The sequence below is a fragment of the Modestobacter marinus genome, assembly GCF_019799945.1.
Lineage (GTDB): Bacteria > Actinomycetota > Actinomycetes > Mycobacteriales > Geodermatophilaceae > Modestobacter > Modestobacter marinus_B.
This window is the reverse complement of sequence record NZ_JABGCH010000004.1, coordinates 70,165-91,004: the sequence shown is the minus strand read 5'-3', so window position 1 is coordinate 91,004 and position 20,840 is coordinate 70,165. Positions and strand designations below refer to the sequence as shown.

Annotated in this window: 22 protein-coding genes and 1 riboswitch; of the genes, 12 read left to right on the top strand and 10 right to left on the bottom strand. The window is 74.5% G+C overall.

Annotated elements, in window-relative coordinates; genetic code table 11:
* Positions 1 to 2: 2 nt before the first annotated feature.
* On the bottom strand, positions 3 to 1,379 hold the full coding sequence (locus tag HK417_RS05535; RefSeq protein ID WP_222264213.1) for an aminotransferase class V-fold PLP-dependent enzyme: 1,377 nt from the start codon (positions 1,377 to 1,379) through the stop codon (positions 3 to 5).
* A 35-nt stretch (positions 1,380 to 1,414) separates the two neighbouring features.
* Positions 1,415 to 1,527, bottom strand: a riboswitch (SAM riboswitch).
* Between the two features lie 65 nt (positions 1,528 to 1,592).
* Here HK417_RS05535 and HK417_RS05530 point away from each other — a divergent pair.
* From HK417_RS05530 to fdhA, 4 genes are all read left to right on the top strand, one after another.
* Positions 1,593 to 2,093, top strand: a complete 501-nt coding sequence (locus HK417_RS05530; protein ID WP_222264211.1) for an NADPH-dependent FMN reductase — start codon at positions 1,593 to 1,595, stop codon at positions 2,091 to 2,093.
* Positions 2,094 to 2,218: 125 nt separating this feature from the next.
* Positions 2,219 to 2,446: a DUF1918 domain-containing protein gene (locus tag HK417_RS26370; RefSeq protein WP_222264209.1), complete on the top strand. Its 228-nt coding sequence runs from the start codon at positions 2,219 to 2,221 to the stop codon at positions 2,444 to 2,446.
* A 41-nt stretch (positions 2,447 to 2,487) separates the two neighbouring features.
* A complete protein-coding gene (locus HK417_RS05520) occupies positions 2,488 to 3,447 on the top strand; it encodes a universal stress protein (RefSeq protein WP_222264207.1) in 960 nt (319 codons plus the stop codon).
* 160 nt (positions 3,448 to 3,607) lie between these two features.
* Entirely contained in the window at positions 3,608 to 4,834 is a 1,227-nt protein-coding gene (gene fdhA / locus HK417_RS05515) for a formaldehyde dehydrogenase, glutathione-independent (RefSeq protein ID WP_222264205.1), read from the top strand.
* Between the two features lie 43 nt (positions 4,835 to 4,877).
* Here fdhA and HK417_RS05510 read toward each other — a convergent pair whose 3' ends face one another.
* Positions 4,878 to 5,558 (bottom strand): DUF6766 family protein, encoded by a 681-nt coding sequence (locus HK417_RS05510; RefSeq protein WP_308123394.1) that lies wholly within the window; start codon positions 5,556 to 5,558, stop codon positions 4,878 to 4,880.
* An 84-nt stretch (positions 5,559 to 5,642) separates the two neighbouring features.
* Positions 5,643 to 6,041 carry a hypothetical protein gene (locus HK417_RS05505; protein WP_222264203.1) on the bottom strand — a complete coding sequence of 133 codons (399 nt, stop codon included), beginning with the start codon at positions 6,039 to 6,041 and terminating at the stop codon, positions 5,643 to 5,645.
* A gap of 115 nt (positions 6,042 to 6,156) precedes the next feature.
* On the opposite strand from HK417_RS05505, the gene pdxY reads away from it, so the two are divergent.
* Positions 6,157 to 7,026 (top strand): pyridoxal kinase PdxY, encoded by an 870-nt coding sequence (pdxY, locus tag HK417_RS05500; RefSeq protein ID WP_308123393.1) that lies wholly within the window; start codon positions 6,157 to 6,159, stop codon positions 7,024 to 7,026.
* 2 nt (positions 7,027 to 7,028) lie between these two features.
* Entirely contained in the window at positions 7,029 to 7,502 is a 474-nt protein-coding gene (locus HK417_RS05495; RefSeq protein ID WP_222264201.1) for a heme-degrading domain-containing protein, read from the top strand.
* Positions 7,503 to 7,535: 33 nt separating this feature from the next.
* Here the strand turns inward: HK417_RS05495 and HK417_RS25040 are convergent, their stop codons facing one another.
* Positions 7,536 to 7,670, bottom strand: a complete 135-nt coding sequence (locus HK417_RS25040) for a hypothetical protein (RefSeq protein ID WP_261325947.1) — start codon at positions 7,668 to 7,670, stop codon at positions 7,536 to 7,538.
* A 201-nt stretch (positions 7,671 to 7,871) separates the two neighbouring features.
* Here HK417_RS25040 and HK417_RS05490 point away from each other — a divergent pair, with 201 nt between their 5' ends.
* The 3 genes from HK417_RS05490 (at position 7,872) to HK417_RS05480 (ending at position 10,352) form a co-directional block, all read left to right on the top strand.
* Complete coding sequence (locus HK417_RS05490) at positions 7,872 to 8,741, top strand: pentapeptide repeat-containing protein (protein ID WP_222264199.1); 870 nt, start codon at positions 7,872 to 7,874, stop codon at positions 8,739 to 8,741.
* Between the two features lie 140 nt (positions 8,742 to 8,881).
* The gene (gene mgrA / locus HK417_RS05485) at positions 8,882 to 9,919 is read left to right on the top strand and encodes an L-glyceraldehyde 3-phosphate reductase (protein WP_222264197.1); all 1,038 of its coding nucleotides are present in this window, start codon (positions 8,882 to 8,884) and stop codon (positions 9,917 to 9,919) included.
* Positions 9,920 to 9,959: 40 nt separating this feature from the next.
* Positions 9,960 to 10,352, top strand: a complete 393-nt coding sequence (locus HK417_RS05480; RefSeq protein WP_222264195.1) for a VOC family protein — start codon at positions 9,960 to 9,962, stop codon at positions 10,350 to 10,352.
* Between the two features lie 41 nt (positions 10,353 to 10,393).
* On the opposite strand, the gene HK417_RS05475 is transcribed toward HK417_RS05480, so the two are convergent.
* Together HK417_RS05475 and HK417_RS05470 are read right to left on the bottom strand one after the other, a co-directional pair.
* Complete coding sequence (locus tag HK417_RS05475; protein WP_222264193.1) at positions 10,394 to 11,341, bottom strand: quinone oxidoreductase family protein; 948 nt, start codon at positions 11,339 to 11,341, stop codon at positions 10,394 to 10,396.
* A 37-nt stretch (positions 11,342 to 11,378) separates the two neighbouring features.
* Positions 11,379 to 12,803 (bottom strand): NADP-dependent succinic semialdehyde dehydrogenase, encoded by a 1,425-nt coding sequence (locus HK417_RS05470; protein WP_222264191.1) that lies wholly within the window; start codon positions 12,801 to 12,803, stop codon positions 11,379 to 11,381.
* Between the two features lie 148 nt (positions 12,804 to 12,951).
* On the opposite strand from HK417_RS05470, the gene HK417_RS05465 reads away from it, so the two are divergent.
* On the top strand, positions 12,952 to 14,475 hold the full coding sequence (locus HK417_RS05465; RefSeq protein ID WP_222264189.1) for an acetyl-CoA hydrolase/transferase family protein: 1,524 nt from the start codon (positions 12,952 to 12,954) through the stop codon (positions 14,473 to 14,475).
* Between the two features lie 6 nt (positions 14,476 to 14,481).
* Here HK417_RS05465 and HK417_RS05460 read toward each other — a convergent pair whose 3' ends face one another.
* The 3 genes from HK417_RS05460 to HK417_RS05450 are packed head-to-tail and all read right to left on the bottom strand — an operon-like array spanning position 14,482 to position 17,262.
* Entirely contained in the window at positions 14,482 to 14,832 is a 351-nt protein-coding gene (locus HK417_RS05460) for a hypothetical protein (protein ID WP_222264187.1), read from the bottom strand.
* 13 nt (positions 14,833 to 14,845) lie between these two features.
* Positions 14,846 to 15,841 carry a cytochrome d ubiquinol oxidase subunit II gene (locus HK417_RS05455; protein WP_222264185.1) on the bottom strand — a complete coding sequence of 332 codons (996 nt, stop codon included), beginning with the start codon at positions 15,839 to 15,841 and terminating at the stop codon, positions 14,846 to 14,848.
* Positions 15,838 to 17,262, bottom strand: a complete 1,425-nt coding sequence (locus HK417_RS05450; protein WP_222264183.1) for a cytochrome ubiquinol oxidase subunit I — start codon at positions 17,260 to 17,262, stop codon at positions 15,838 to 15,840. Before HK417_RS05450 ends, HK417_RS05455 begins: the two co-directional genes overlap by 4 nt.
* A 212-nt stretch (positions 17,263 to 17,474) precedes the next feature.
* Between HK417_RS05450 and HK417_RS05445 the strand changes: the two genes are divergently transcribed.
* Entirely contained in the window at positions 17,475 to 17,936 is a 462-nt protein-coding gene (locus HK417_RS05445; RefSeq protein ID WP_222264181.1) for an Hsp20/alpha crystallin family protein, read from the top strand.
* Between the two features lie 98 nt (positions 17,937 to 18,034).
* On the opposite strand, the gene HK417_RS05440 is transcribed toward HK417_RS05445, so the two are convergent.
* Positions 18,035 to 18,868, bottom strand: coding sequence for a hypothetical protein (locus tag HK417_RS05440; protein ID WP_222264179.1), 834 nt, complete (start codon positions 18,866 to 18,868; stop codon positions 18,035 to 18,037).
* Between the two features lie 152 nt (positions 18,869 to 19,020).
* Here HK417_RS05440 and HK417_RS05435 point away from each other — a divergent pair, with 152 nt between their 5' ends.
* Positions 19,021 to 20,715 carry an amidase gene (locus HK417_RS05435; protein WP_222264177.1) on the top strand — a complete coding sequence of 565 codons (1,695 nt, stop codon included), beginning with the start codon at positions 19,021 to 19,023 and terminating at the stop codon, positions 20,713 to 20,715.
* The last annotated feature ends 125 nt before the right edge of the window (positions 20,716 to 20,840 follow it).

Here is a 20,840-nt window from a genome sequence, read left to right as displayed (position 1 = left end):
ACTCACCCCTCCACCTCCGCGGGTCCGCAGCCGGCCGCCGCGGCGGTCCGCTCGGCGAGCAGCGCGGGGAGCGGCCTCGGGTCGTCGACCGGCTGCCAGCGACCGGCGACCGGCGCGTACTCGGCGCCGGGCCCGGCGGTGCGGAACGCCGCCAGCCCGGCCAGCAGGCGGTCGACGTCCGCCAGTGTGCTGCCGACCCCGACGCTGGCCCGCAGCGCGCCGCCGGGCACACCGAGCCGGGTGAGCAGGGGGTGCGCGCAGAACCGGCCGTCGCGCAGCCCGATGCCGTGCTCGGCGGACAGGTAGGCGGCGACCAGGCCGGGGTCGGCACCGTCGACGGTGAAGCCGACCACCCCGGTGGGCTCGTCCGAGTCGGGCCAGATCCGCAGCACGCGGACGCCGGGCAGCGCGGCCAGCCCCGCGACCAGCCGCTCCCGCAGCGCGCGCTCGTGCGTCTCCAGGGCGCCGTCGGGCAGGGCGGCGAGCGCCGAGCAGGCGGCGGCCAGCGCCACCGCGCCGACGACGTTGGGCGACCCGCCCTCGTGCCGGTGCGGCGCGGGGGCCCACGAGGTCAGCTCCACGGTGACCTCGTGCACCGCTCCCCCGCCGGCCAGGTACGGGCGGCCGGTGTCGAGCCAGTCCCGGCGGCCGACCAGTGCCCCGGCGCCGAACGGCGCGTAGGTCTTGTGGCCGGAGAAGGCGACGTAGTCCACCTCCGTGGCGGCGAGCGAGAACCGCCGGTGCGGCACCAGCTGTGCCCCGTCGACCAGCACCCGGGCGCCCGCGGCGTGCGCCAGGGCGACCACCTCGGCGAGCGGTAGCGCCTCGCCGGTCACGTTGGACGCGCCGGTGACCGCGACGAGCGCGTACGGCCGGGCGGCCAGCGCCGCGCCCAGCGCGCGCAGCGTGGCGGTCACCGTCGCGCCGGTGGGCAGCACGGTCACCGGGCCGCGCTGCTGCCAGGGCAGCAGGTCCGCGTGGTGCTCGCCGTCCAGCACGAGCACCGCCTCGCCCAGCGGAACACAGCCGGCGAGCAGGTTGAGCGCGTCGGTGGTGTTGCGCGTGATCACGCAGACGTCGCCGGCCCGGGCGTCCACGAAGCCCGCGACGGTCGCCCGCGCGGACTCGTACAGCGCGGTGGACAGCTGGGACAGGTACCCGGCGCCCCGGTGCACGCTGGCGTAGACGGGCAGCGTGTCGGTGACCGCCGCCGCGACGGCGGTCAGGGGCCGCGTGCTGGCGGCGGCGTCGAGGTCGACGTAGCGCACGGTGCCGCCGGAGAGGACGGGCACCTCGGTGGCGGCGCCGGTCAGGGGCAGCAGCGGCTCGGCGCCCGGGCGGGCGGTGTCGACGGGCGGGCAGAGGACGGCGCTGGACATCGAGGTGCTCCTGTCGGGTCGGGACCCGGGGCACGGGTCCGCGCTTGCGACGGCCGGACGGCAGTCGCCAGGTCGTCACCCGGGGCACCCCATCGCGGAGGAGGGTTGCCGGCCAGCGAGCCGGGGCCTCGCGCTGGCACTCGTGACCTGCCGACAGACTGACAGAGCGACCCGAATGCCGTCAAACATGATCGGCATGGTGGGATTTGCGTCGTGAGCACGATCGCCGTCGTCGGCAACCCCAAGCCCCGCTCGCGCACGCGGTCCGCGGCCGAGCTCGTCGTCGAGCAGCTCACCGGTGCGCCGCCGGACCGGGTGGTCGACGTCGTCGACCTCGGCGCGGGCCTGCTGCACTGGGGGAACCCGGCCGTCGCCGAGGCGGTGCAGGCCCTGCGGTCGGCCGAGGGCGCGGTCGTCGCGAGCCCCACCTACAAGGCCACCTACACCGGGCTGCTCAAGCTCTTCCTCGACCAGGTCGGCACCGGGGACCTGGCCGGGGTGGTCGCCGTCCCGCTCATGCTCGGCGGCGGCCCGGGGCACGCGATGGCGCCGGACCTGCTGCTCAAGCCGGTGCTCGTCGAGCTCGGCGCGACCACCCCGACCCGGGGGCTCCACCTGCTGGACAGGAGCTGGGACTCCCCCGGTGTCCTGGACGACTGGCTGGCCGCGGCCCGGCCGCAGGTGGCCGCCGCCCGGACCGCACGCGCCCGCTGAACGGTGCGCGGAAGGGCCTGGACACCCGCCGCGCGGGCGCTCAGCATGGATCTGCCCGTGCACCGAGGAACCGCCGTGCAGGAGGTGGCTCGTGGACGACGTCCTTCCCCGACGACGCTCCGGAGGTGGTGACCGTGCAGGCGCGGCCCGGTGAGTGGCTGGTGGTCCACGGGCGCGTGACCGACGCGCCCGAGCGGGTCGGCCAGATCGTCGAGGTGCCCCACCCCGACGGCTCGCCGCCCTACGTCGTCCGCTGGGTGGGTGACGAGCACACGTCCGTCGTCTTCCCCGGTCCGGACGCCGGCGTGGTGGCCGAGCAGCCACACGGCACCTCGTTCCACGGCTCCGCCTGACGCGTGCCCGGACCACCCGTGCGTGGGGATCGGGGCCGTTGGTGGGGTCGCTGAGGTCCTCCGCCGTCGTCGCCGCGGTCGACGGCTCGCCCGCCGCCACGGAGGCCGCCCGCACCGCCGCCCTGGAGGCCGACCGCCGGCACGCGCAGCTGCGCCTGGTGCACGCCTTCGCCTGGCCCACCGAGCCGTTGCCCGGCCTCCCCGACGTGGCCGAGGCGCGGGCCGCGGCGCAGCGCTGCGCCGTCGGCGACGTCGAACGGCTGCGCGGCACGCTCACGCACCTGCTGCCCCCGGGCTCGGTGACCACCGCGGTCGTCGACGGCAGCCCGGAGGACGTCCTGCACCGTGAGTCGACCTCCGCCGCGCTGCTCGTCCTGGGCGCCGCGGGGCGCACCTGGGGCCACGGGCCGATGCCGGGGTCGGTGGCCGAGATCGTCGTGGCCACCGCGGAGTGCCCGGTGCTCGTGCACCGCCGTCCGTCGGGTCCGGGGCGGCCGCGCGGGGTGGTCGCCGCCGTGGACGGCGCGGCAGGGACCGCGGAGCTGCTGGCCGTCGCGGCCGCCGAGGCGCGGCTGCGCGGAGCGCCACTGCACGTCGTCCACGCCTGGCGGCAGCTCACCGAGGACGCCGTGCACTGCCTGCGCTGGCGGCTGGACACCGACGTCAGCTCCCGGGCCGAGCGCGCGCTGGTGGAGGAGGAGGCCGACCGGGTCCGCCGCGGCCACCCCGGGCTCCAGGTCCAGCTCAGCGTGCTGCCCGATCGGGCCGGCCACCTGCTGGTCCAGCTGGCCGACACCGCGGCGCTGCTGGTCGTGGGCCGGACCGCGGGGCGGACCACCCGGCGCAGCGCCACCGTGCACGCGGCGCTGCACCGCACCTCCGTGCCGCTTCTCGCGGTGCCGGTGGCGGCGCTGGTGATGCCCGAGGCCGACGCGACGCCGCCGAGCGTGCCGCTGCCCGCGCAGCCCCTCGACGAGCGGGACACGCGCCCGGTCGGCTGACCGGGTGCACGCTGAACGGCGTGCCGCGAGGCGACACGCCGCGGCGGGCCGGGTGAGGACGGCTCCGCGTGCCGCGGCGTGACCGGGCCGGTTGACCGGGGCATCCCGCCGGGCCACGGTGCCGGGTGTCCATCCTCAACGGTGAGGGAGTTCGAAACTGATGGCCAAGAATCGCGGCGTCGCCTACAAGGGTCCCGGCAAGGTCGAGGTCGTCGACCTCGAGTACCCGGAGCTCGTACTCAAGGACGGCCCCGGAGTGAACCCGGCGAACGTGGGACGGCAAGTGCCGCACGGCGCCATTCTCAAGATCGTCACCACGAACATCTGCGGCAGCGACCAGCACATGGTGCGCGGCCGCACCACCGCACCCGAGGGCATCATCCTCGGCCACGAGATCACCGGTGAGGTGGTCGAGACCGGCCCCGGCGTGGAGTTCATCAAGGTCGGCGACATCTGCTCGGTCCCGTTCAACATCGCCTGTGGCCGCTGTCGCAACTGCAAGGAGCGCAAGACCGGCATCTGCCTGAACGTCAACCCCGACCGCCCGGGCTCGGCCTACGGCTACGTCGACATGGGCGGCTGGCAGGGCGGCCAGGCCGAGTACGTGATGGTCCCCTACGCGGACTGGAACCTGCTCAAGTTCCCCGACCGGGACCAGGCGCTGGCGAAGATCCTCGACCTGACGATGCTGTCGGACATCTTCCCCACCGGCTACCACGGGTGCGTGTCCGCGGGGGTGACCACCGGTTCCACCGTCTACATCGCCGGCGCGGGGCCGGTCGGGCTCGCGGCCGCCGCCTCCGCCCAGCTGCTCGGCGCCGCCGTGGTCATCGTCGGCGACCTCAACCAGGACCGGCTGAACCAGGCCCGGTCGTTCGGCTGCGAGACGATCGACGTCTCCCAGGGCGACCCGCAGGACCAGATCGAGCAGATCCTCGGCGAGCCGGAGGTCGACTGCGGCGTGGACGCGGTCGGGTTCGAGGCGCGCGGTCACGGCAAGGACGCGCAGACCGAGCGGCCGGCCACCGTGCTGAACTCGCTGATGACCGTGACCCGCGCCGGTGGCGCGCTGGGCATCCCGGGCCTCTACGTGACCGGCGACCCGGGAGCCGCAGACGAGGCGGCGAAGGTCGGCGCGCTGTCCATCCGGCTCGGCCTGGGCTGGGCCAAGTCGCACGCCTTCACCACCGGCCAGTGCCCGGTCATGAAGTACAACCGCCAGCTGATGATGGCGATCCTGCACGACCGCGTGCAGATCTCGAAGGCGGTCAACGCGACGGTGATCGGCCTGGACGACGCCCCGCGCGGCTACCACGAGTTCGACGAGGGGGCCTCGCGGAAGTACGTGATCGACCCGCACAACGTGACGGGGAAGGTCGCCGCTTGACGCGTCCGACGCGGCCGCGCGGCTCGGCACCGGCGGGACGGGCTCAGCCCGTCTCGCCGGTGTCGTCGTGGGCCGCGCCCACCGGCTTGCTCTCCGGCGACCCCCGCTGGCGCAGGTAGACCGCGAAGATCGCCATCGAGCCGACCGCGAGCATCTCCGACTGCCAGTTCTGCAGCGTCCGGTTCCAGAAGTCCGCCTCGCCCAGGTAGTCGGCCCAGCTCACCGGGTCCTCGTGGTCGCGCAGCTGCCCGGCGTTGAACGCCGCCCAGCCGGCCACCGACGACGCAGCCCAGGTCAGCAGGAACAGCGTGCCCATGACCAGGCCGAGCGACCGGGAGAACACCGTGGTCCGCCAGCCGCCGGCCCGCGCCCAGGCCGGGGAGTCGGGCCGCGCGTGCTCCCCCACCCGCTGCTCCTCGTCGGACTCCGTCCCGACCTGGTGCAGCTCCTTCGACTCCGCCGACCCGCGCTGCACGAGCCAGACGGTGGCGAACACGTAGAGGAAGAACTGCAGGTACTCCGACTGCCAGTTCTCCATCACGTCGACCCCGAACGTCGAGGAGGTCACGAAGGCGAGCAGGGACACCGGCTCCAGCCCGTCGGCCAGCCGCTCGTCGTTGACCTGGGCCCGGCCGGCGAACGCCTGCCCGGCCAGGGTGAGCAGGAAGAGCGCGCCGAAGGTCAGGCTCAGGCCGTTCTCGCGCAGGAACCGGCGCACGGTCACCGCCCCAGGGCCGCGAGGACGACGACGTACGCGACCCCGAGCAGGATGACCGACAGGTACCCCAGGAACACCCAGCGGACGCCTTCACGACCCCTCCAGTGCGCAGACGTAGGGCCGGTCGGGCCGCGCCGTGCAGGCCGCGGCGGTGACCCGCCACCCCCGGTCGGTGCGGGTGAGGAAGAGCGTGTCGTCGGTCAGCTGCACCTGCGCCTCCCGGTCCCACACCGCGACCGAGCGCACCGCGCCCGCACCGATCGGCAGCCCCGGCAGGGCCTCGGGGCAGGGCACACCCTCGTCCGTCGTCAGCGCCGCCTCGGTGGCGGGCGCCAGCAGGTCGCAGCGCTCGGCGGGGTCGCCGTCCGGATCGGCGAACAGGGTGGCCACCCGCTCGACGCCCGGCAGCTCACTGCTGGCACAGCCCGCACCGAGCAGGGCCACCACCAGGCCGGTCACCAAGACCGGGCCCACCCGCATCCGCGCCACGCGTCCTCCCCGACTCGCACCCGACCCCCGGCCCGAAGATCATGACGGCCGGCACCGGTCGGCGGCAGCCGGGCGAACGCGGGCGCGGCGGATCCCCTCTCGCGGGTGAACCGCGGTGTGCGAACGTTCCGGCATGGTCAACGTCCTGTCCATCCAGTCCCATGTGGCCTACGGGCATGCCGGCAACGCCTCCGCGGTCTTCCCGCTGCAGCGGCTGGGCATCGAGGTGTGGCCGGTGCACACCGTGCAGTTCTCCAACCACACCGGCTACGGCGCCTGGCAGGGCCGCGTGTTCGACGGTCCGGCCGTCGAGGAGGTCGTGCAGGGCATCGAGGAGCGCGGCGTGCTGGGCAGCTGCGACGCGGTCCTCTCCGGCTACATGGGGTCGGCGGACATCGGGCACGCCGTCGTCGGGTCGGTCGCCCGGGTGCGCGCGGCCAACCCGGACGCCGTCTACTGCTGCGACCCGGTCATCGGCGACGTGGGGCGCGGGGTCTTCGTCCGGCCCGGGATCCCCGAGCTGTTCCGCGACGTCGCCGTCCCGGTGGCCGACGTGGTCACCCCCAACCACTTCGAGCTGGACTACCTCTCCGGGCACCGGACGACGTCGCTGGCGTCGGTGAAGGACGCGGTGGCCGTCGTCCAGGGGCTCGGCCCGCGGGTCGTGCTGACCACCTCGCTGGTCGCCGACGACACCCCCGAGGACTGCGTCGACCTGCTCGCCTCGGAGGGTGGCCGGCACTTCCGGGTCCGCACCCCGCGGCTGGGGCTGTCGGTGAACGGCGCGGGCGACGCGATCGCGGCGCTGTTCCTGGCGCACTGGCTCGACACCCGCTCGGCCGGCGAGGCCCTCGGGCGGGCCGCGGCCTCGGTCTTCGGCCTGCTCCAGCGCACGGAGGACGCCGGGTCCCGGGAGATCCTGCTGGTCCAGGCCCAGGAGGAGTACGTCTCCCCCACCCGCACCTTCGACGTCAGCGAGGTCTGAGCGTGTCCGGCACCTTCCCCTCCCTCGCCGAGCTCGCCGGCCACGAGGAGGAGCTCCAGTTCAGCCGCTTCACCAACGACGACGCCTGGGACCTGGGGACGGCGCTGGTGGCGCGGGCCCGCGAGCAGCAGCTGCCGGTGGCCGTCGACGTCTCGCGCAACGGCCAGCAGCTCTTCCACGCCGCGCTGCCGGGCACGTCGGCGGACAACGACTCGTGGATCCGCCGCAAGGCCGCGGTCGTGGACCGGTTCGGGCACAGCTCGCTCTACGTCGGCCAGCGCTCCCGGGAGGCCGGCACCACGTTCGAGGCCGAGTTCGGGCTCGACCCGGAGCGGTACGCCGCCCACGGTGGCGCCTTCCCGGTGCTGGTGCGCGACGTCGGCCCGGTCGGGGTCGTGGTGGTCTCCGGCCTGCCGCAGGTCGAGGACCACCGGCTGGTCGTCGCCGTCCTGCGGGAACACCTGCGCCGACCCTGACTCCCCGGAGCCGGTGGGCTCCGGGGAAGGGGGTCAGGACTTGGTCGGGTGGGTCAGCTTCTGCATGCCCGACGAGGTGTCGGTGGCCGCCTTCTTGACCGCCCGCTTCTGCTTGATCGTCATGCCGGACTTCTTGGACTGGTGTGCGCGTGGCGACTTGTCGACCATGACGGCTCTCCCTCGTCCGGGACCGAGGGGCCCCAGGTGGCCGACGCTACGCCGTCGGGCGACCCGCTCAACCGGCCGCGGCCACGAAGGTGTTCTCACCGATGTGCACGACCTTCCCGGAGCCGGCCGGTGCGCGAGCCTTGGCAGCCGTGACCATGATCGTCACCGCTCGTGTCCGGCCCCGGCGCCTACCCTGTCCCCGTGCCCGATCGTGCGACGGCGGGTCTCGCCGCGGCCCGCCGGGAGCTCACCGCGGACTGCAGCCGCTGCGTGGGGCTGTGCTGCGTGGTCCCCGGGTTCGTCGCCTCGGCGGACTTCGCCGTCGACAAGCCGGCCGGGACGCCGTGCCGCCACCTTCGGGCCGACGCCCGGTGCGGCATCCACGACGACCTGCGCGGCCGCGGGTTCCCGGGTTGCGTCGTCTTCGACTGCTTCGGCGCCGGCCAGCAGCTGACCCAGGTCACCCTCGCCGGCCACGACCCCCGCGCGGACCCGGCCACCGCGACGCTGTTCCCGGTGCTGCGGCAGGTGGGTGAGCTGCGCTGGCACCTGGCCGAGGCGCTGGCCCGGCTGCCCGCCGGCCCGCTGCGCGACGAGGTGGCCGCCGCCGAGGCCCGGGCCCGGCAGCTGGGCGGGGCCGCGCCCGCGGAAATCGCGGCGGTGGACACCGCCGGCCTGCGCCGGGACGTCGGCGACCTGCTCGGGCGGGTCAGCGAGGCCGTCCGGGCCGGCGTGCCCGGCCGCGCGCGGGACCGCCGGAACGCCGACCTGGTCGGGGCCGCGCTGCGCGGTGCCCGGCTGCGGGGGGCGGGGCTGCGCGGCGCCTGCCTGATCGGGGCGGACCTGCGGGACGCCGACCTCCGGCAGGCCGACCTGCTCGGCGCCGACCTGCGGGGCGCGGACCTGCGCGGCGCCGACCTCGGCGGGGCGCTGTTCCTGACCCAGCCGCAACTGGAGGCCGCCCGCGGCGACGCGGCCACCCGGCTCCCGGACTGGCTGCGGCGCCCGGCGCACTGGGTCGGTGCGCCCGGTCGCCGCCGGCGGTCCCCGCTCGACCGGCAGCCCCGGTGATCTCGCGTCAGCGCGACCCGGTGTTGCTGTTCCGAACCACGGTCTACGCCGTCCACGGCTCCCGGAACTCCCGGCCGGGTCGGCAGCGGCAGCCGGAGACCGCCGGGGCGGCGAGCTGAGCGACGGGAGAAGATCCCGTCATGGCGTATCCCGCGGACAGCACCCGCTACGACTCGATGACCTACCGGCGGACCGGCGCCAGCGGCCTGGACCTGCCGGCGGTCAGCCTCGGCCTGTGGCACAACTTCGGGGACGACGTGCCCTTCGACCGGCAGCGGCAGGTCCTGCGGCGGGCGTTCGACCTCGGCGTGACCCACTTCGACCTGGCCAACAACTACGGCCCGCCCTACGGCTCGGCGGAGATCAACTTCGGCCGGCACCTCGCGGAGGACTTCCGCCCCTACCGGGACGAGCTGGTCATCTCCTCCAAGGCGGGCTGGGACATGTGGCCCGGCCCGTACGGCCAGGGCGGCGGCGGACGCAAGTACGTGCTCGCCAGCCTGGACCAGTCCCTGCAGCGACTGGGCCTGGACTACGTCGACATCTTCTACAGCCACCGGCCGGACCCGACGACTCCGCTCGAGGAGACGATGGGTGCGCTGCACACGGCGGTGCAGTCGGGTAAGGCGCTGTACGTGGGCATCTCCTCGTACTCCCCGGAGATGACGGCGGAGGCCGCGCGCATCCTCGCCGACCTGGGCACGCCGCTGCTGATCCACCAGCCCTCGTACTCGATGCTCAACCGCTGGATCGAGAGCACCGGCCTGCTGGACACGCTGGAGGACGTCGGCGCCGGGTGCATCGCCTTCTCGCCGCTGGCCCAGGGGATGCTCACCGACAAGTACCTGAACGGCATCCCCGAGGGCTCGCGGGCCGCCCAGGACAAGTCGCTGTCGACCGAGCTGCTCTCCGAGGAGGCGCTCGGGCACATCCGGGCGCTCAACCAGATCGCCCAGAGCCGCGGGCAGAGCCTGGCCCAGCTGGCGCTGGCCTGGGCGCTGCGGGACCAGCGGGTCACCTCGGTGCTCATCGGGGCGAGCAGCGTCCGGCAGCTGGAGCAGAACGTCGGTGCGGTGCAGCGGCTGGACTTCACCGCCGACGAGCTGGCCGCGATCGACGAGCACGCCGTCGACAGCGGCATCGACCTGTGGGCCGGCGCCCGCGAGGGCCGGCTCTGAACGCCCCCGGCCGCGCGGCCCAACGAGAGAGGACGACCCGATGGACATGAAGCTCGAGCTGGTGCCGGTCCCGGTCACCGACGTCGACCGGGCCAAGGCCTTCTACACCGAGCAACTCGGTTTCGTCGAGGACGTGGACGTCCGACCGGCCGAGGGTGTCCGGGTGGTGCAGCTGACCCCGCCGGGTTCGGCGTGCTCCATCGGCATCGGCACCGGACTGGCGGCGTACGAGGGGACGCCGGGCGCGATCAGGGCCCTGCACCTGGTGGTCGCCGACATCGACCGGGCCCGCGCGGAGCTGATGGCCCGCGGCGTCCCGGTCGGTCCGGTGGAGGACGTCGGGGGCGGGGTCAGGTACGCCGCACTGAGCGATCCGGACGGCAACAGCCTGACGCTGCAGGAGATGCCCTGGCGCACCGGGGACCGGTTCTAACTCACCCCGGGGGCAGAAGTGGCCACTTCTGCCCCCCGGGGTCAGGGGACGAGCACCAGCTTCCCGTGGGTGTGGCCGGCCTGGCCGGCCCGGTGCGCAGCCGCGACGTCGTCCAGCGGGTAGCTGCCGGCGACCACCACCTCCAGCTCCCCCGACTCGGCCAGCCGGGTCAGCTCCAGCCGGGCGGCCGCGCGGATCTCGGTCCCGGGGTCGGCGCCCGGCCCGTTGCCCAGCAGCTTCACCCCGGCCTGCGGCCCGCGGGCGAAGTTCGCGATGGTGGCGATCCGCGCCCGGTCCGCGACCAGTTCCAGCGAGGTGTCCAGCGCCTCGTCGGTGCCCACGGTGTCCACGGCGGCGGTGACCCCCTCCGGGGCCAGTTCCCGGACCCGGTCGGCGAGCCCGTCGCCGTAGCGCACCGGCTCACCGCCGAACCGGCGGACCAGCTCCGCGCCGTCCCCGCCGACGGAGCCGATCACCCGGGCGCCGCGGGCCCCGGCCAGCTGCACCAGCATCAGGCCGACGCCCCCGGCGGCACCGTGCACCAGCACGGTGTCCCCGGTGCCGACCGCGGCGGCGGTGAGCGCGTGCACCGCCGTGGCCCCGGCGAGCATGAGCCCGCCGGCCTGCTCCCAGCTCAGCTCCGCCGGCTTGGGGACGAGGGAGCCCGCCGGCGCGACGACGTGCGACGCGTACGCACCAGTCAGCCGGAACCCGATCACCTCGTCGCCGAGCGACAACGGTCCGGCCGGCCCCTCCGCGCCGTCGCCCACGGCGGCCACCACGCCGGCGGCCTCGAAGCCCAGCCGCAGCGGCAGCTTCGCCGGGTCGGTGCCGTACGCGCCGGCGTAGGTCTTCCAGTCGGCCGGGTTGACCCCGGCCGCGCGGACCTCGAGCAGCACCTCCCCCGGCCCCGGGTCGGCCGGGGGCTCCTCGATGACGGACAGCACCTCGGGGCCACCGAACGCGGTGGCGACGACGACTCGGCTCATGGCCGCACCAACCCGCGCACCCGCCGTCCCCTTCCGCTCACTCCGACGCCGCCCCGGCCGTCGAGCCCCCGGCCTGCTCGCTGCTCGGGCCGCCGATCCACACCGTCTTGGCGTTCATGAACTCGCGCATGCCCAGCTCGGTGAGCTCGCGGCCGTAGCCGCTCTGCTTCACCCCGCCGAAGGGCAGCTCCGGGTAGCTGGTGGTCATCCCGTTGACGAACGCCATCCCGGACTGGATGTCCCGGACGAACCGCGCCCGCTCCTCCTCGTCCTCGCTCCACAGGTTCGAGCCCAGGCCGTACGGGTGGCTGTTCGCGATCTCGATGGCCTCGTCCAGGCTGTCGACGGTGTACAGCGCCGCGACCGGCCCGAACACCTCCTCGCCGTGCACCCGCATCTCCGGGGTGATCCCGGTGAGCAGCGTCGGCTCGTAGAACCAGCCCGGCCGGTCGGGCCGCGTGCCGCCGACGACCACGGTGGCGCCCTTGTCGACGGCGTCGCGCACGTAGTCCTCGACGTCGTCCCGCCCGGACTCGGTGGCCAGCGGGCCGACCTGGGTGTCGGGGTCCATCGGGTCGCCGACGGTCAGCGCTCCGAGCTTCTCGGCGAACAGCCGGGTGAACTCCTCGGCGACGTCCCGGTGCACGAAGAAGCGCTTGGCGGCGATGCAGCTCTGCCCGTTGTTCTGGCAGCGCGCGGTCACCGCCACGTCGGCCGCGCGCTCCAGGTGCGCCGAGGGCATGACGATGAACGGGTCGCTGCCGCCGAGCTCCAGGACGGTCGGCTTGAGCGCGTCCCCGGCGACCGCGGCCACCGACTGCCCGGCCGGGGCGCTGCCGGTGAGGGTCGCGGCGACCACCCGGTCGTCGCGCAGCACCCGCTCGACGGTCCCCGACCCGATGAGCAGGGTCTGGAACACGTCCTCGGGGAAGCCTGCCTTCCGGAACAGCTCCTCCATGTAGAGGGCGGTCTGCGGCACGTTGCTGGCGTGCTTGAGCAGGCCGACGTTGCCGGCCATCAGCGCGGGGGCGGCGAAGCGCATCGCCTGCCAGAGCGGGAAGTTCCACGGCATGATCGCCAGGACGACGCCGAGCGGCTGGTGCGTGACGTATGCCCGCTCCGCCTTCACCGCGCCGGCGTCCCTCTCCTCCGGTTCGAGGAACGCCGGCCCGTGCTGGGCGTAGTAGCGCAGCGCCGTGACGCACTTGCTGGCCTCCGCCTTGGCCGACGCCAGCGTCTTGCCCATCTCGGTGGTCATGAGCTCGGCGACGGAGTGGACGTCGGCCTCCAGCGCGTCGGCCGCGGCGGTGAGCCACCCGGCCCGCTGCTCAGCCGAGGTCAGCCGGTAGCTGCCGAAGGCGGCGGCCGCCCGGGCGATCTTCTCCTCGAGCGCCTCGTCGGACAGCGGCTCGTAGGTCTTCACCGTCGCACCGGTGGTCGGGTTGATGGTCGCGATGGCCATGTGGTCTCCCGTCGTGTGCTGGTCGGGGTGGGCCGGACGGCGCCGCCTGCATCGTGCACCTGCCCGCCGCCCAGCCGACGAAACCGGAGCGTCGTAGCGTCCAGGGCACACCGGCGTACCGCGGTGCCGGGGCGAGGGGGACGACGCCATGTCCGGGTCCGGCCGCATCCGCAACGCCGACCTCGCCCGCCGGGTGGTGTCGGCCGACGAAGCCGCCGCGGTCATCCGTCCCGGCGACACGGTCGGGATGAGCGGCTTCACCGGCGCCGGTTACCCGAAGGCGGTGCCCGAGGCGCTGGCCCGGCGCATCACCGAGTCGAATGCCGCCGGGAAGCCCTTCCGGATCAACGTGTGGACCGGGGCGTCGACCGCGCCGGAGCTGGACGGCGCGCTGGCCGCCGCCGACGGCATCGAGCTGCGGCTGCCGCACCAGTCCGACCCGGTGAGCCGGCAGAAGATCAACGCCGGCCAGATGGACTACATCGACGTCCACCTCTCGCACGTCGCCCAGCTGGCGTGGCAGGGGTTCCTCGGGCCGCTGGACGTCGCCCTGATCGAGGTCAGCGGGATCGCCGAGGACGGCACGCTGGTCCCCTCGTCCTCGATCGGCAACAACAAGACCTGGCTCGACCAGGCGGACCGGGTCGTGCTGGAGGTCAACTCCTGGCAGCCGGCCGGGCTGGACGGGATGCACGACGTCTACTACGGCACCGCCCTGCCACCGGACCGCCGGCCGATCCAGCTCACCCGGCCCGACGACCGGATCGGGGTGCCCCACCTGCGGGTCGACCCGGCGAAGGTGGTCGCGGTCGTCGAGACCGACTCACCGGACCGCAACACGCCGTTCAAGGAGCCCGACGACGCCGCCCGGGCGATCGCGGGACACGTGATCGAGTACCTGGAGCACGAGGTCACCCGCGGCCGGCTGCCGGCGGAGCTGCTGCCCTTGCAGTCGGGCGTCGGGAACGTGGCCAACGCGGTGATGGCCGGGCTGCAGGAGTCCTCCTTCCAGGGGCTGACCGCCTACACCGAGGTGATCCAGGACGGCATGCTCGACCTGCTGCGCTCGGGGACGCTGGTCTCCGCGTCGGCGACCGCGTTCTCGCTCAGCCCCACCGCGATCGCCGACTTCAACGCAGAGATCGAGGAGTTCCGCGACCGGATCCTGCTGCGGCCGCAGGAGATCAGCAACCACCCGGAGGTGGTCCGCCGGCTGGGCGTGCTGGCGATGAACGGGATGATCGAGGCCGACGTCTACGGCAACGTCAACTCCACCCACCTGATGGGCAGCAAGATCCAGAACGGCATCGGCGGCTCGGGCGACTTCGCCCGCAACGCCTTCATCTCCTTCTTCGTCACCCCGTCGACGGCGAAGGACGGCGCGATCTCCGCGATCGTGCCGATGGTGTCGCACGTCGACCACACCGAGCACGACGTCGCCGTCATCGTCACCGAGCACGGGCTGGCCGACCTGCGCGGCCTCTCGCCCCGGCGCCGGGCCCGGCTGGTGGTCGAGCGCTGCGCCCATCCGGACTACCGGCCGATGCTCACCGACTACCTCGACCGGGCCGACCGGGACGCCTACGGCCGGCACACCCCGCACCTGCTGACCGAGGCGCTGGGCTGGCACACCCGCTACCTGGAGACGGGCACGATGCTGCCGGCCGCCTGACCCCGGTCAGGACCGCCGGGCGTCGAGCCGCTGCAGCAGCTCGTCGGCCGCCTGCTCGATCTGCGGGTGGTCGTTCTGGGCGGCCCGCTGCTTGGCGTGGACCAGCGCCGCCCGGTTGACGTTCTCGAAGTCGCCGTACGGGAAGCGGTAGCGGGCCTTGGTGGTCTCCCCGGCGTCCTCGTCGACCGCGAGGTACCAGCGGCTCCACTCCTCGCGGCCCTCCTCCTCGAGCTCCTCGTTCCGCTCCTCGGTGGTCGGCGCCGCCTCGGACCACTCGGTGCTGTCGTCGTAGCGGTCGGCGTCGATCAGCCGCCGGGCGTACCGGACCCCGGCGTCGTTGACCCGGTAGGTGGGCATGACCCTCCCTCGCTCAGTGACTCTCCAGGCTCCCGCGCTGGGCGAGCACGAACAAGAGGACCATCGAGGGGACGACGATCACCAGCGCCAGCGCCGCGACGATGGTGAGGGACCACAGCGTGGCCGCCGGCGCGGCCGCCTCGCTGATGGTCGTGTGCGGCACCAGCAGGTAGGGGTACTGCGCCGTCCCCCACCCGGCGATGATCGCCGCCACCGCCAGGACGGCGAGGCCCTGGACCAGCCGCGGCGCCAGCCGCCGGACGAGCAGCAGCGCGGCCAGCCCGGACGCGGCGGAGAGCAGCACCAGCGGCAGCCCCCGGGTCAGCAGCGCGTCGAACAGCCGGGGCGAGTCCGCGCGGAGCACCGCGATGCCGGCCAGGGCGACTGCGCCGGTGACCCCGGCGACCACCTGCGACCGGCGCTGGAACCAGGCCTCCAGCTCCACGTCGTCCCGGCGGCGCGCCTCGGCGGTGAGGAAGACGGCGGCGACGAAGGCGCAGGTCAGCACCGCGAGGGTGCCGCCCAGCAGGGAGGTGGGGTTGACCCAGCTGGTGATCGGGTCGCCGTGCCCGTCCGCGGGCACCCGCCCGGAGGCGATGCCCCCGACGACCGTGCCGAGCATGAACGGGGCGAGCACCGAGGAGATCGCGAACGCGGCGCCCGCGAGCCGCTGCTGGTCGGTGCGGACCAGGACCTTGCGGAACGCGAAGCCCGCTCCGCGCGCGACGATCCCGAGCGCCGCCAGCCCCAGCGGGATGTACAGCGTCGTCGTGATCGCGGCGAACGCGGTGGGGAACCCGGTCCACAGCATCACCAGGCAGAAGACCAGCCAGACGTGGTTGGCCTCCCACACCGGCGCCAGCGACTCGTCGACCAAGTGCCGCGGGCGCCGGCCGCGCCCCGCCCCGCCGGCGGTGAGGTCCCAGAACCCCGCCCCGAAGTCGGCGCCGCCGAGGACGGCGTAGGCCAGCACCCCGGTGAACAGCACGGCGGCGGCGAAGGTGCTCACGACCGGTCCCCCGCCCGCGCCCGGGACGGCCCGTAGGGCACGTCCCCCTCCCCGCCCGGGTCGGCCTCCCCCTCGGCCTCGGCCGCCCGCCAGCGCTCGCGGAGCAGGCGCAGCACGTAGAACGTGCCGAACGCGATCGCCACGTAGAGGACGACGGTGGCCCCGAAGAACGGCCACAGGTTCCCGGTCGTCGGGGCGGCGTCCTCGGTGCGCAAGAGCCCGACGACGGTCCACGGCTGACGCCCGACCTCGGTGACCACCCACCCGGCCTCCAGCGCCACCACCGCGGCGACGCCGCTGACCGCGGTGCAGGCGAGGAACAGCCGGTTCTCCGGGAGCCGGCGGTGCCGCCACCAGGAGAACCCGCCCCACAGAGCCAGCCCGAGCAGGGCGCTGCCGATCGCGACCATCACCTGGAAGGCGAGGTGCACGGTGTTGACCAGCCGGGCCGCCGGCCGCTCGTCGGGCGGGATAGCGTCCAGCCCCTGGATCTCGGTGTCCGGGTCGAACCCGGCCAGGATCGAGGCCATCAGCGGGACCTCGATGCCGTAGCGCACCTCGCCGTCGACGAGGACGCCGCCGAGCACCTCGGGCACGCGGGTCCCGGTCTCCGGCAGCGCGGCGATCATGGCGAACTTCGCCGGCTCGTTCTGGTGCACCTCGCGGGCGGCCACGTCGCCGACGACGACCTGGATCGGGGTCGCGATCGCGGCGACGGCGAACGGGATGGCCAGCCCCAGCCGGTGCAGGCGGTCCCGGCGTCCGCGCAGCATCCCGACCGCGTAGACGCCCGCGATCACGAACCCGGCCACCATGTAGGCGGCCAGCAGCATGTGGACCGCCTCGTACCAGAAGGCGTCGGTGAAGAAGATCTCCAGCGGCCGGACGTCGACCACCCGGCCGTCCTCGACCGTGATGCCCCCGGGCATGTTCATCCAGGCGTTGGCGGCCACCACCGAGGAGGTCCCGCCCACGCCCGAGATGACGATGGGCACGCCGCTCCAGAAGTGCGGCCAGGGCCGCATCCGCTCCCAGCCGTAGATGTAGATCGCGACGAAGATCGCCTCGACGAAGAAGAACAGGCCCTCGACGGCGAAGGGGATGCCGAAGGCCGCGCCGTAGCGCCCCATGAGCCCCGGCCACAGCAACCCGAGCTCGAAGGAGAGCACCGTCCCGGACACCGCGCCGACCGCGAACAGCACCCCGGCGACCAGGGACCAGCGGCGGGCCAGCTGCAGTGCCGTCTCGTCGCCGTGCCGGATCCCGCGGTAGTTGGCGATGAGCATGATCGCGGTGAAGGCGACCCCGAAGGGCACCAGGATGATGTGGAAGCCCAGGGTGAAGGCCATCATCTGGCGCGCGGGCAGCACCTGCGAGGAGTCCGCTGCCAGCAGGGGGACGGCCTCGGCCAGTACGCCCATGGCGGCAGTGTGCCCGCGCACCGCGTCCTGAGCCAGCGACGGTCTCCGCGCAGGCGGCGACACGCGGGGCGATCCGAGCGGCAGGCTCCCCGGGGGTTCCGTGCCAACACCGGCGCGAGGCGGCGCCGGCGGCCCAGTCGCCGGGAATTTACAGCCGCCACTGGAAGTTCTCTCAGGTGTCCGACAGGACCACCACCGAGAGGAGGACCACCATGACACTGCCCGTTCACGCCCGGTCGCGCAGCACGGCCCCCCGCGGCCGCCTCGCTCCCCGTGACCCCTTCCGTGAGCTCGACGAGCTCTACGACCGCCTCACGTCGCTGTGGGAGTCGAGCTTCGGTGGAGCCGTCGACCGCTGGGTCCCCTCCGCGGACCTCGAGGAGACCGACGACGCATGGTCGCTGGAGCTGGAGCTGCCCGGTGTGGCCCGCGACGACGTCGACGTCCAGCTGCAGGACCGCGTCCTGACCGTCGCCGGTGAGGTCCAGGAGAAGGAGCGCTCGGGCATCCTGCACCGGCGGGCCCGACGCGTCGGTGCCTTCCAGTACTCCGTGACGCTGCCCGGCGAGGTCGACGCGGACGGAGTCGAGGCCTCGCTGCACGACGGTGTCCTGACCGTCCGGGTCCCGAAGTCACCGGCCGCCAAGCCGCGCCGGATCGCGATCTCCAGCTGATCGCACCCGGGCGTTGCACGCCGACGGGCCGGGGGCCAGCAGCCCCCGGCCCGTCCACGCGTCTGACCCCGGACTCGTCGACCAGCCCGCCCGGCGGCTCAGCCGTGCCCGAGCGCGGCCAGGGTGGCGCGCACCTCCGCGGCGGTCGCCGGCTCGACCGGCAGCTCGGCCAGGAGGGTGGGCACCTCCTCCGGGAGCACCCCCTCCGCGAGCAGCACGTCCAGCAGCTGGTCGGCCCGGTCCACGGGGACCGGGAGGGGCAGCCCGGAGGCGCGCAGGGCGGCGTCGGCGAGGAACCGGGCGCCGGCCAGGTCGTCGCGGGTGGGGTCCGCGGCCGGGGGCGCGGGGGCCGCGGCCCGGGTGACCGCCTCGGCGGCTCGCACCAGCGACAGCGGCAGCCCCTCCGCCTCGACCTCCACCAGCGGGACGTGCCCCAGCGCGGCCAGCACCAGGTGCTCCGCGTCGATGCGCAGCGGCGCCTCCCACTCCCCGACCCGGACCACCTCGACCAGGTCGCTGCCGTCGTCCCCCAGCTCGTCGAGGAGCTCGGCCCACGCGCCCGCCCGGGAGTCCCGGAACCGGGCGACCGCCTGCACGCAGGTGTCGAGCACGAACGGCTCGAGCACCTCCCGGTCGAACCGCTCGGCGATCAGCGTGCCGTCGGCCGTCACCGTGTTCAGCACGTCCTGGAAGCTGCCCGGCCGGGCGTCGCCCAGCTCCAGCCGACCGTCCTCCTCGCCGGACAGCAGCTGTCCCGCGGCGGCGCGGGCGCCGATGGTGATGCCGGTGCCGACCACGCGGCCGCCGCGCCGCAGGTAGTGCGGCTGGTCGGAGAGGCCCACGGCCCACGCGCAGCTCTCGGCGATCAGCGCGGCCACCCGCTCGCGGAGCACCTCCCGGGTCAGCAGGGCCAGCAGGTCCACGTCGAACACCCCACCACTGTCCCCCGCCGGGCCGCACGGTGCCCGGACCGGGGCACCCAGCCGCCGCACCGGCCCGACCTGGCGCTCACCCGGCGCGCTCGCCCCGACGGTCCTACCTTGCAACGGTCCGCTGCGCCCGCCCGAACTCCTCGGAGATGCCCATGCGCGCCGTTCCCCGCACCGCCCGCCGACCGCTGCGCCGCAGGGCCACGGTCGTCGTCGCGGCCGCCGTCGTCCTCGTGACCCCTCCCGGGGCCGCCGCGGCGGACACCGCCGGCTCCACCACCCTGCTGCCGGCCGGGCTGGACCTCGACGCCGCCACGATCCCCGACCTGCAGCAGCGGATGGACGACGGGGACCTGACCGCCGTGGAGCTCACCCAGGCCTACCTGGACCGGATCGACGACCTCGACGACGAGCTCGGCGCGGTGCTGGCGGTCAACCCGGGGGCCCTGGACGAGGCGGCCGCCAGCGACGAGACCCGCGCGCAGGACGGGACCCGCGGTCCGCTCGAGGGCATCCCGGTGCTGCTCAAGGACAACGTGGACACCGCGGACATGCCGACCACCGCGGGCTCGCGGGCCCTGCTGAACAGCGAGCCGGACGACGCGACGATCACGACGAGGCTCCGCGACGCGGGCGCGGTCATCATCGGCAAGGCGAACCTCTCCGAGTGGGCGAACTTCCGCGGCGCGGGGTCCACCAGCGGGTGGAGCGGCGTGGGCGGTCAGACCGCCAACCCCTACGTGCTCGACCGCAACCCGTGCGGTTCCTCCAGCGGCTCCGGCACCGGCGTGGCCGCCGCGCTGGCCCAGGTCGCGATCGGCACCGAGACCGACGGGTCGATCGTCTGCCCCTCCGGACAGACCGGCCTGGTCGGGCTGAAGCCGACCCTCGGGCTGGTCAGCCGGGACGGCATCGTGCCGATCTCCGCCGAGCAGGACACAGCCGGCCCGATGGCCCGGCACGCGGTCGACGCCGCGATCGTGCTGGAGGTGGTGGCGGGTGCCGACGACGCCGACGCCGCCACCGGCGAGATCCCCGCCGACCTCGCGGCCGACTTCGCCGACCTGGACCTCGACGCCCTGCAGGGCGCGCGGATCGGGGTCTGGACGCTCAGCCCCGAACAGTCGACCACGGTCGACGACGTGACCGAGGCGGTGTTCGCGACGGCGGTGAAGCAGGTCGAGGCCGCCGGGGCTGCCACGGTGCCGGTGCAGCTGGCCTACCGAGACGAGATCAACGCCGGGGAGACCCCGGCGCTGCTGGCGGAGTTCAAGCGCGACCTCAACGCCTACCTGGCCGCCACCCCCGGGGACCACCCGGCCGACCTCGCCGGCTTGATCGCGTTCAACGCGCAGGACCCGGTGGAGCTGTCCACCTTCGGCCAGGAGCTGTTCGAGCAGGCGCAGGCGGCGGCCGTCCCCGCGGAGGACCCGGCGATCCAGCAGACCCGGGACCGCATCCGCGAGCTGGCCCGGGCCTCGATCGACGAGGTGCTCGCCCAGGGGCCGGGCACCGAGGACGACCTCGACGCGATCGTGGGGCTGACCAACACCCCTGGCTGGCAGACCAGGTACAAGAACCTGGACGGGATGGGTGACGCGTTCGAGTACAGCACCTCGGGTCCGGCCGCGGTGGCCGGCTACCCGAACGTGACGGTGCCGGCCGGGTTCTCCGGTCCGCAGGAGTCCCTACCGGTCGGCGTCTCCTTCTTCGGCGCGCGGTGGGCCGACGCGGCGCTGCTGGACATCGCCGCGGACTTCGAGGACCAGGCCGCCGCCCGCCAGGCGCCGCGCTTCCTGCCGACCGTGGGCGCCGACCCGCAGCCGGACAACCCGGAGCCGGGCACCTGATCCCCCGCGCGGCGGGCCCGCTCGCCAGCCGGCGGGCGGGCCCGTCGCACGTGGTCCCGCGGGCAACCGGCCCAGCACCGCCTGCCCCCGTTCAGGGCGGGGTGACCGCCCGCCGGACACGCTGC

Bases quoted from the DNA above. Each gene is read 5' to 3' on its own strand.
- HK417_RS05535 (WP_222264213.1), bottom strand. From the start codon at position 1,379: ATGTCCAGCGCCGTCCTCTGCCCGCCCGTCGACACCGCCCGCCCGGGC.
- fdhA (WP_222264205.1), top strand. From the start codon at position 3,608: ATGGCCAAGAATCGCGGCGTCGCCTACAAGGGTCCCGGCAAGGTCGAG.
- HK417_RS25040 (WP_261325947.1), bottom strand. From the start codon at position 7,670: ATGGTCGACAAGTCGCCACGCGCACACCAGTCCAAGAAGTCCGGCATG.
- mgrA (WP_222264197.1), top strand. From the start codon at position 8,882: ATGGCGTATCCCGCGGACAGCACCCGCTACGACTCGATGACCTACCGG.
- HK417_RS05480 (WP_222264195.1), top strand. From the start codon at position 9,960: ATGGACATGAAGCTCGAGCTGGTGCCGGTCCCGGTCACCGACGTCGAC.
- HK417_RS05475 (WP_222264193.1), bottom strand. From the start codon at position 11,341: ATGAGCCGAGTCGTCGTCGCCACCGCGTTCGGTGGCCCCGAGGTGCTG.
- HK417_RS05470 (WP_222264191.1), bottom strand. From the start codon at position 12,803: ATGGCCATCGCGACCATCAACCCGACCACCGGTGCGACGGTGAAGACC.
- HK417_RS05465 (WP_222264189.1), top strand. From the start codon at position 12,952: ATGTCCGGGTCCGGCCGCATCCGCAACGCCGACCTCGCCCGCCGGGTG.
- HK417_RS05460 (WP_222264187.1), bottom strand. From the start codon at position 14,832: ATGCCCACCTACCGGGTCAACGACGCCGGGGTCCGGTACGCCCGGCGG.
- HK417_RS05450 (WP_222264183.1), bottom strand. From the start codon at position 17,262: ATGGGCGTACTGGCCGAGGCCGTCCCCCTGCTGGCAGCGGACTCCTCG.
- HK417_RS05445 (WP_222264181.1), top strand. From the start codon at position 17,475: ATGACACTGCCCGTTCACGCCCGGTCGCGCAGCACGGCCCCCCGCGGC.
- HK417_RS05435 (WP_222264177.1), top strand. From the start codon at position 19,021: ATGCGCGCCGTTCCCCGCACCGCCCGCCGACCGCTGCGCCGCAGGGCC.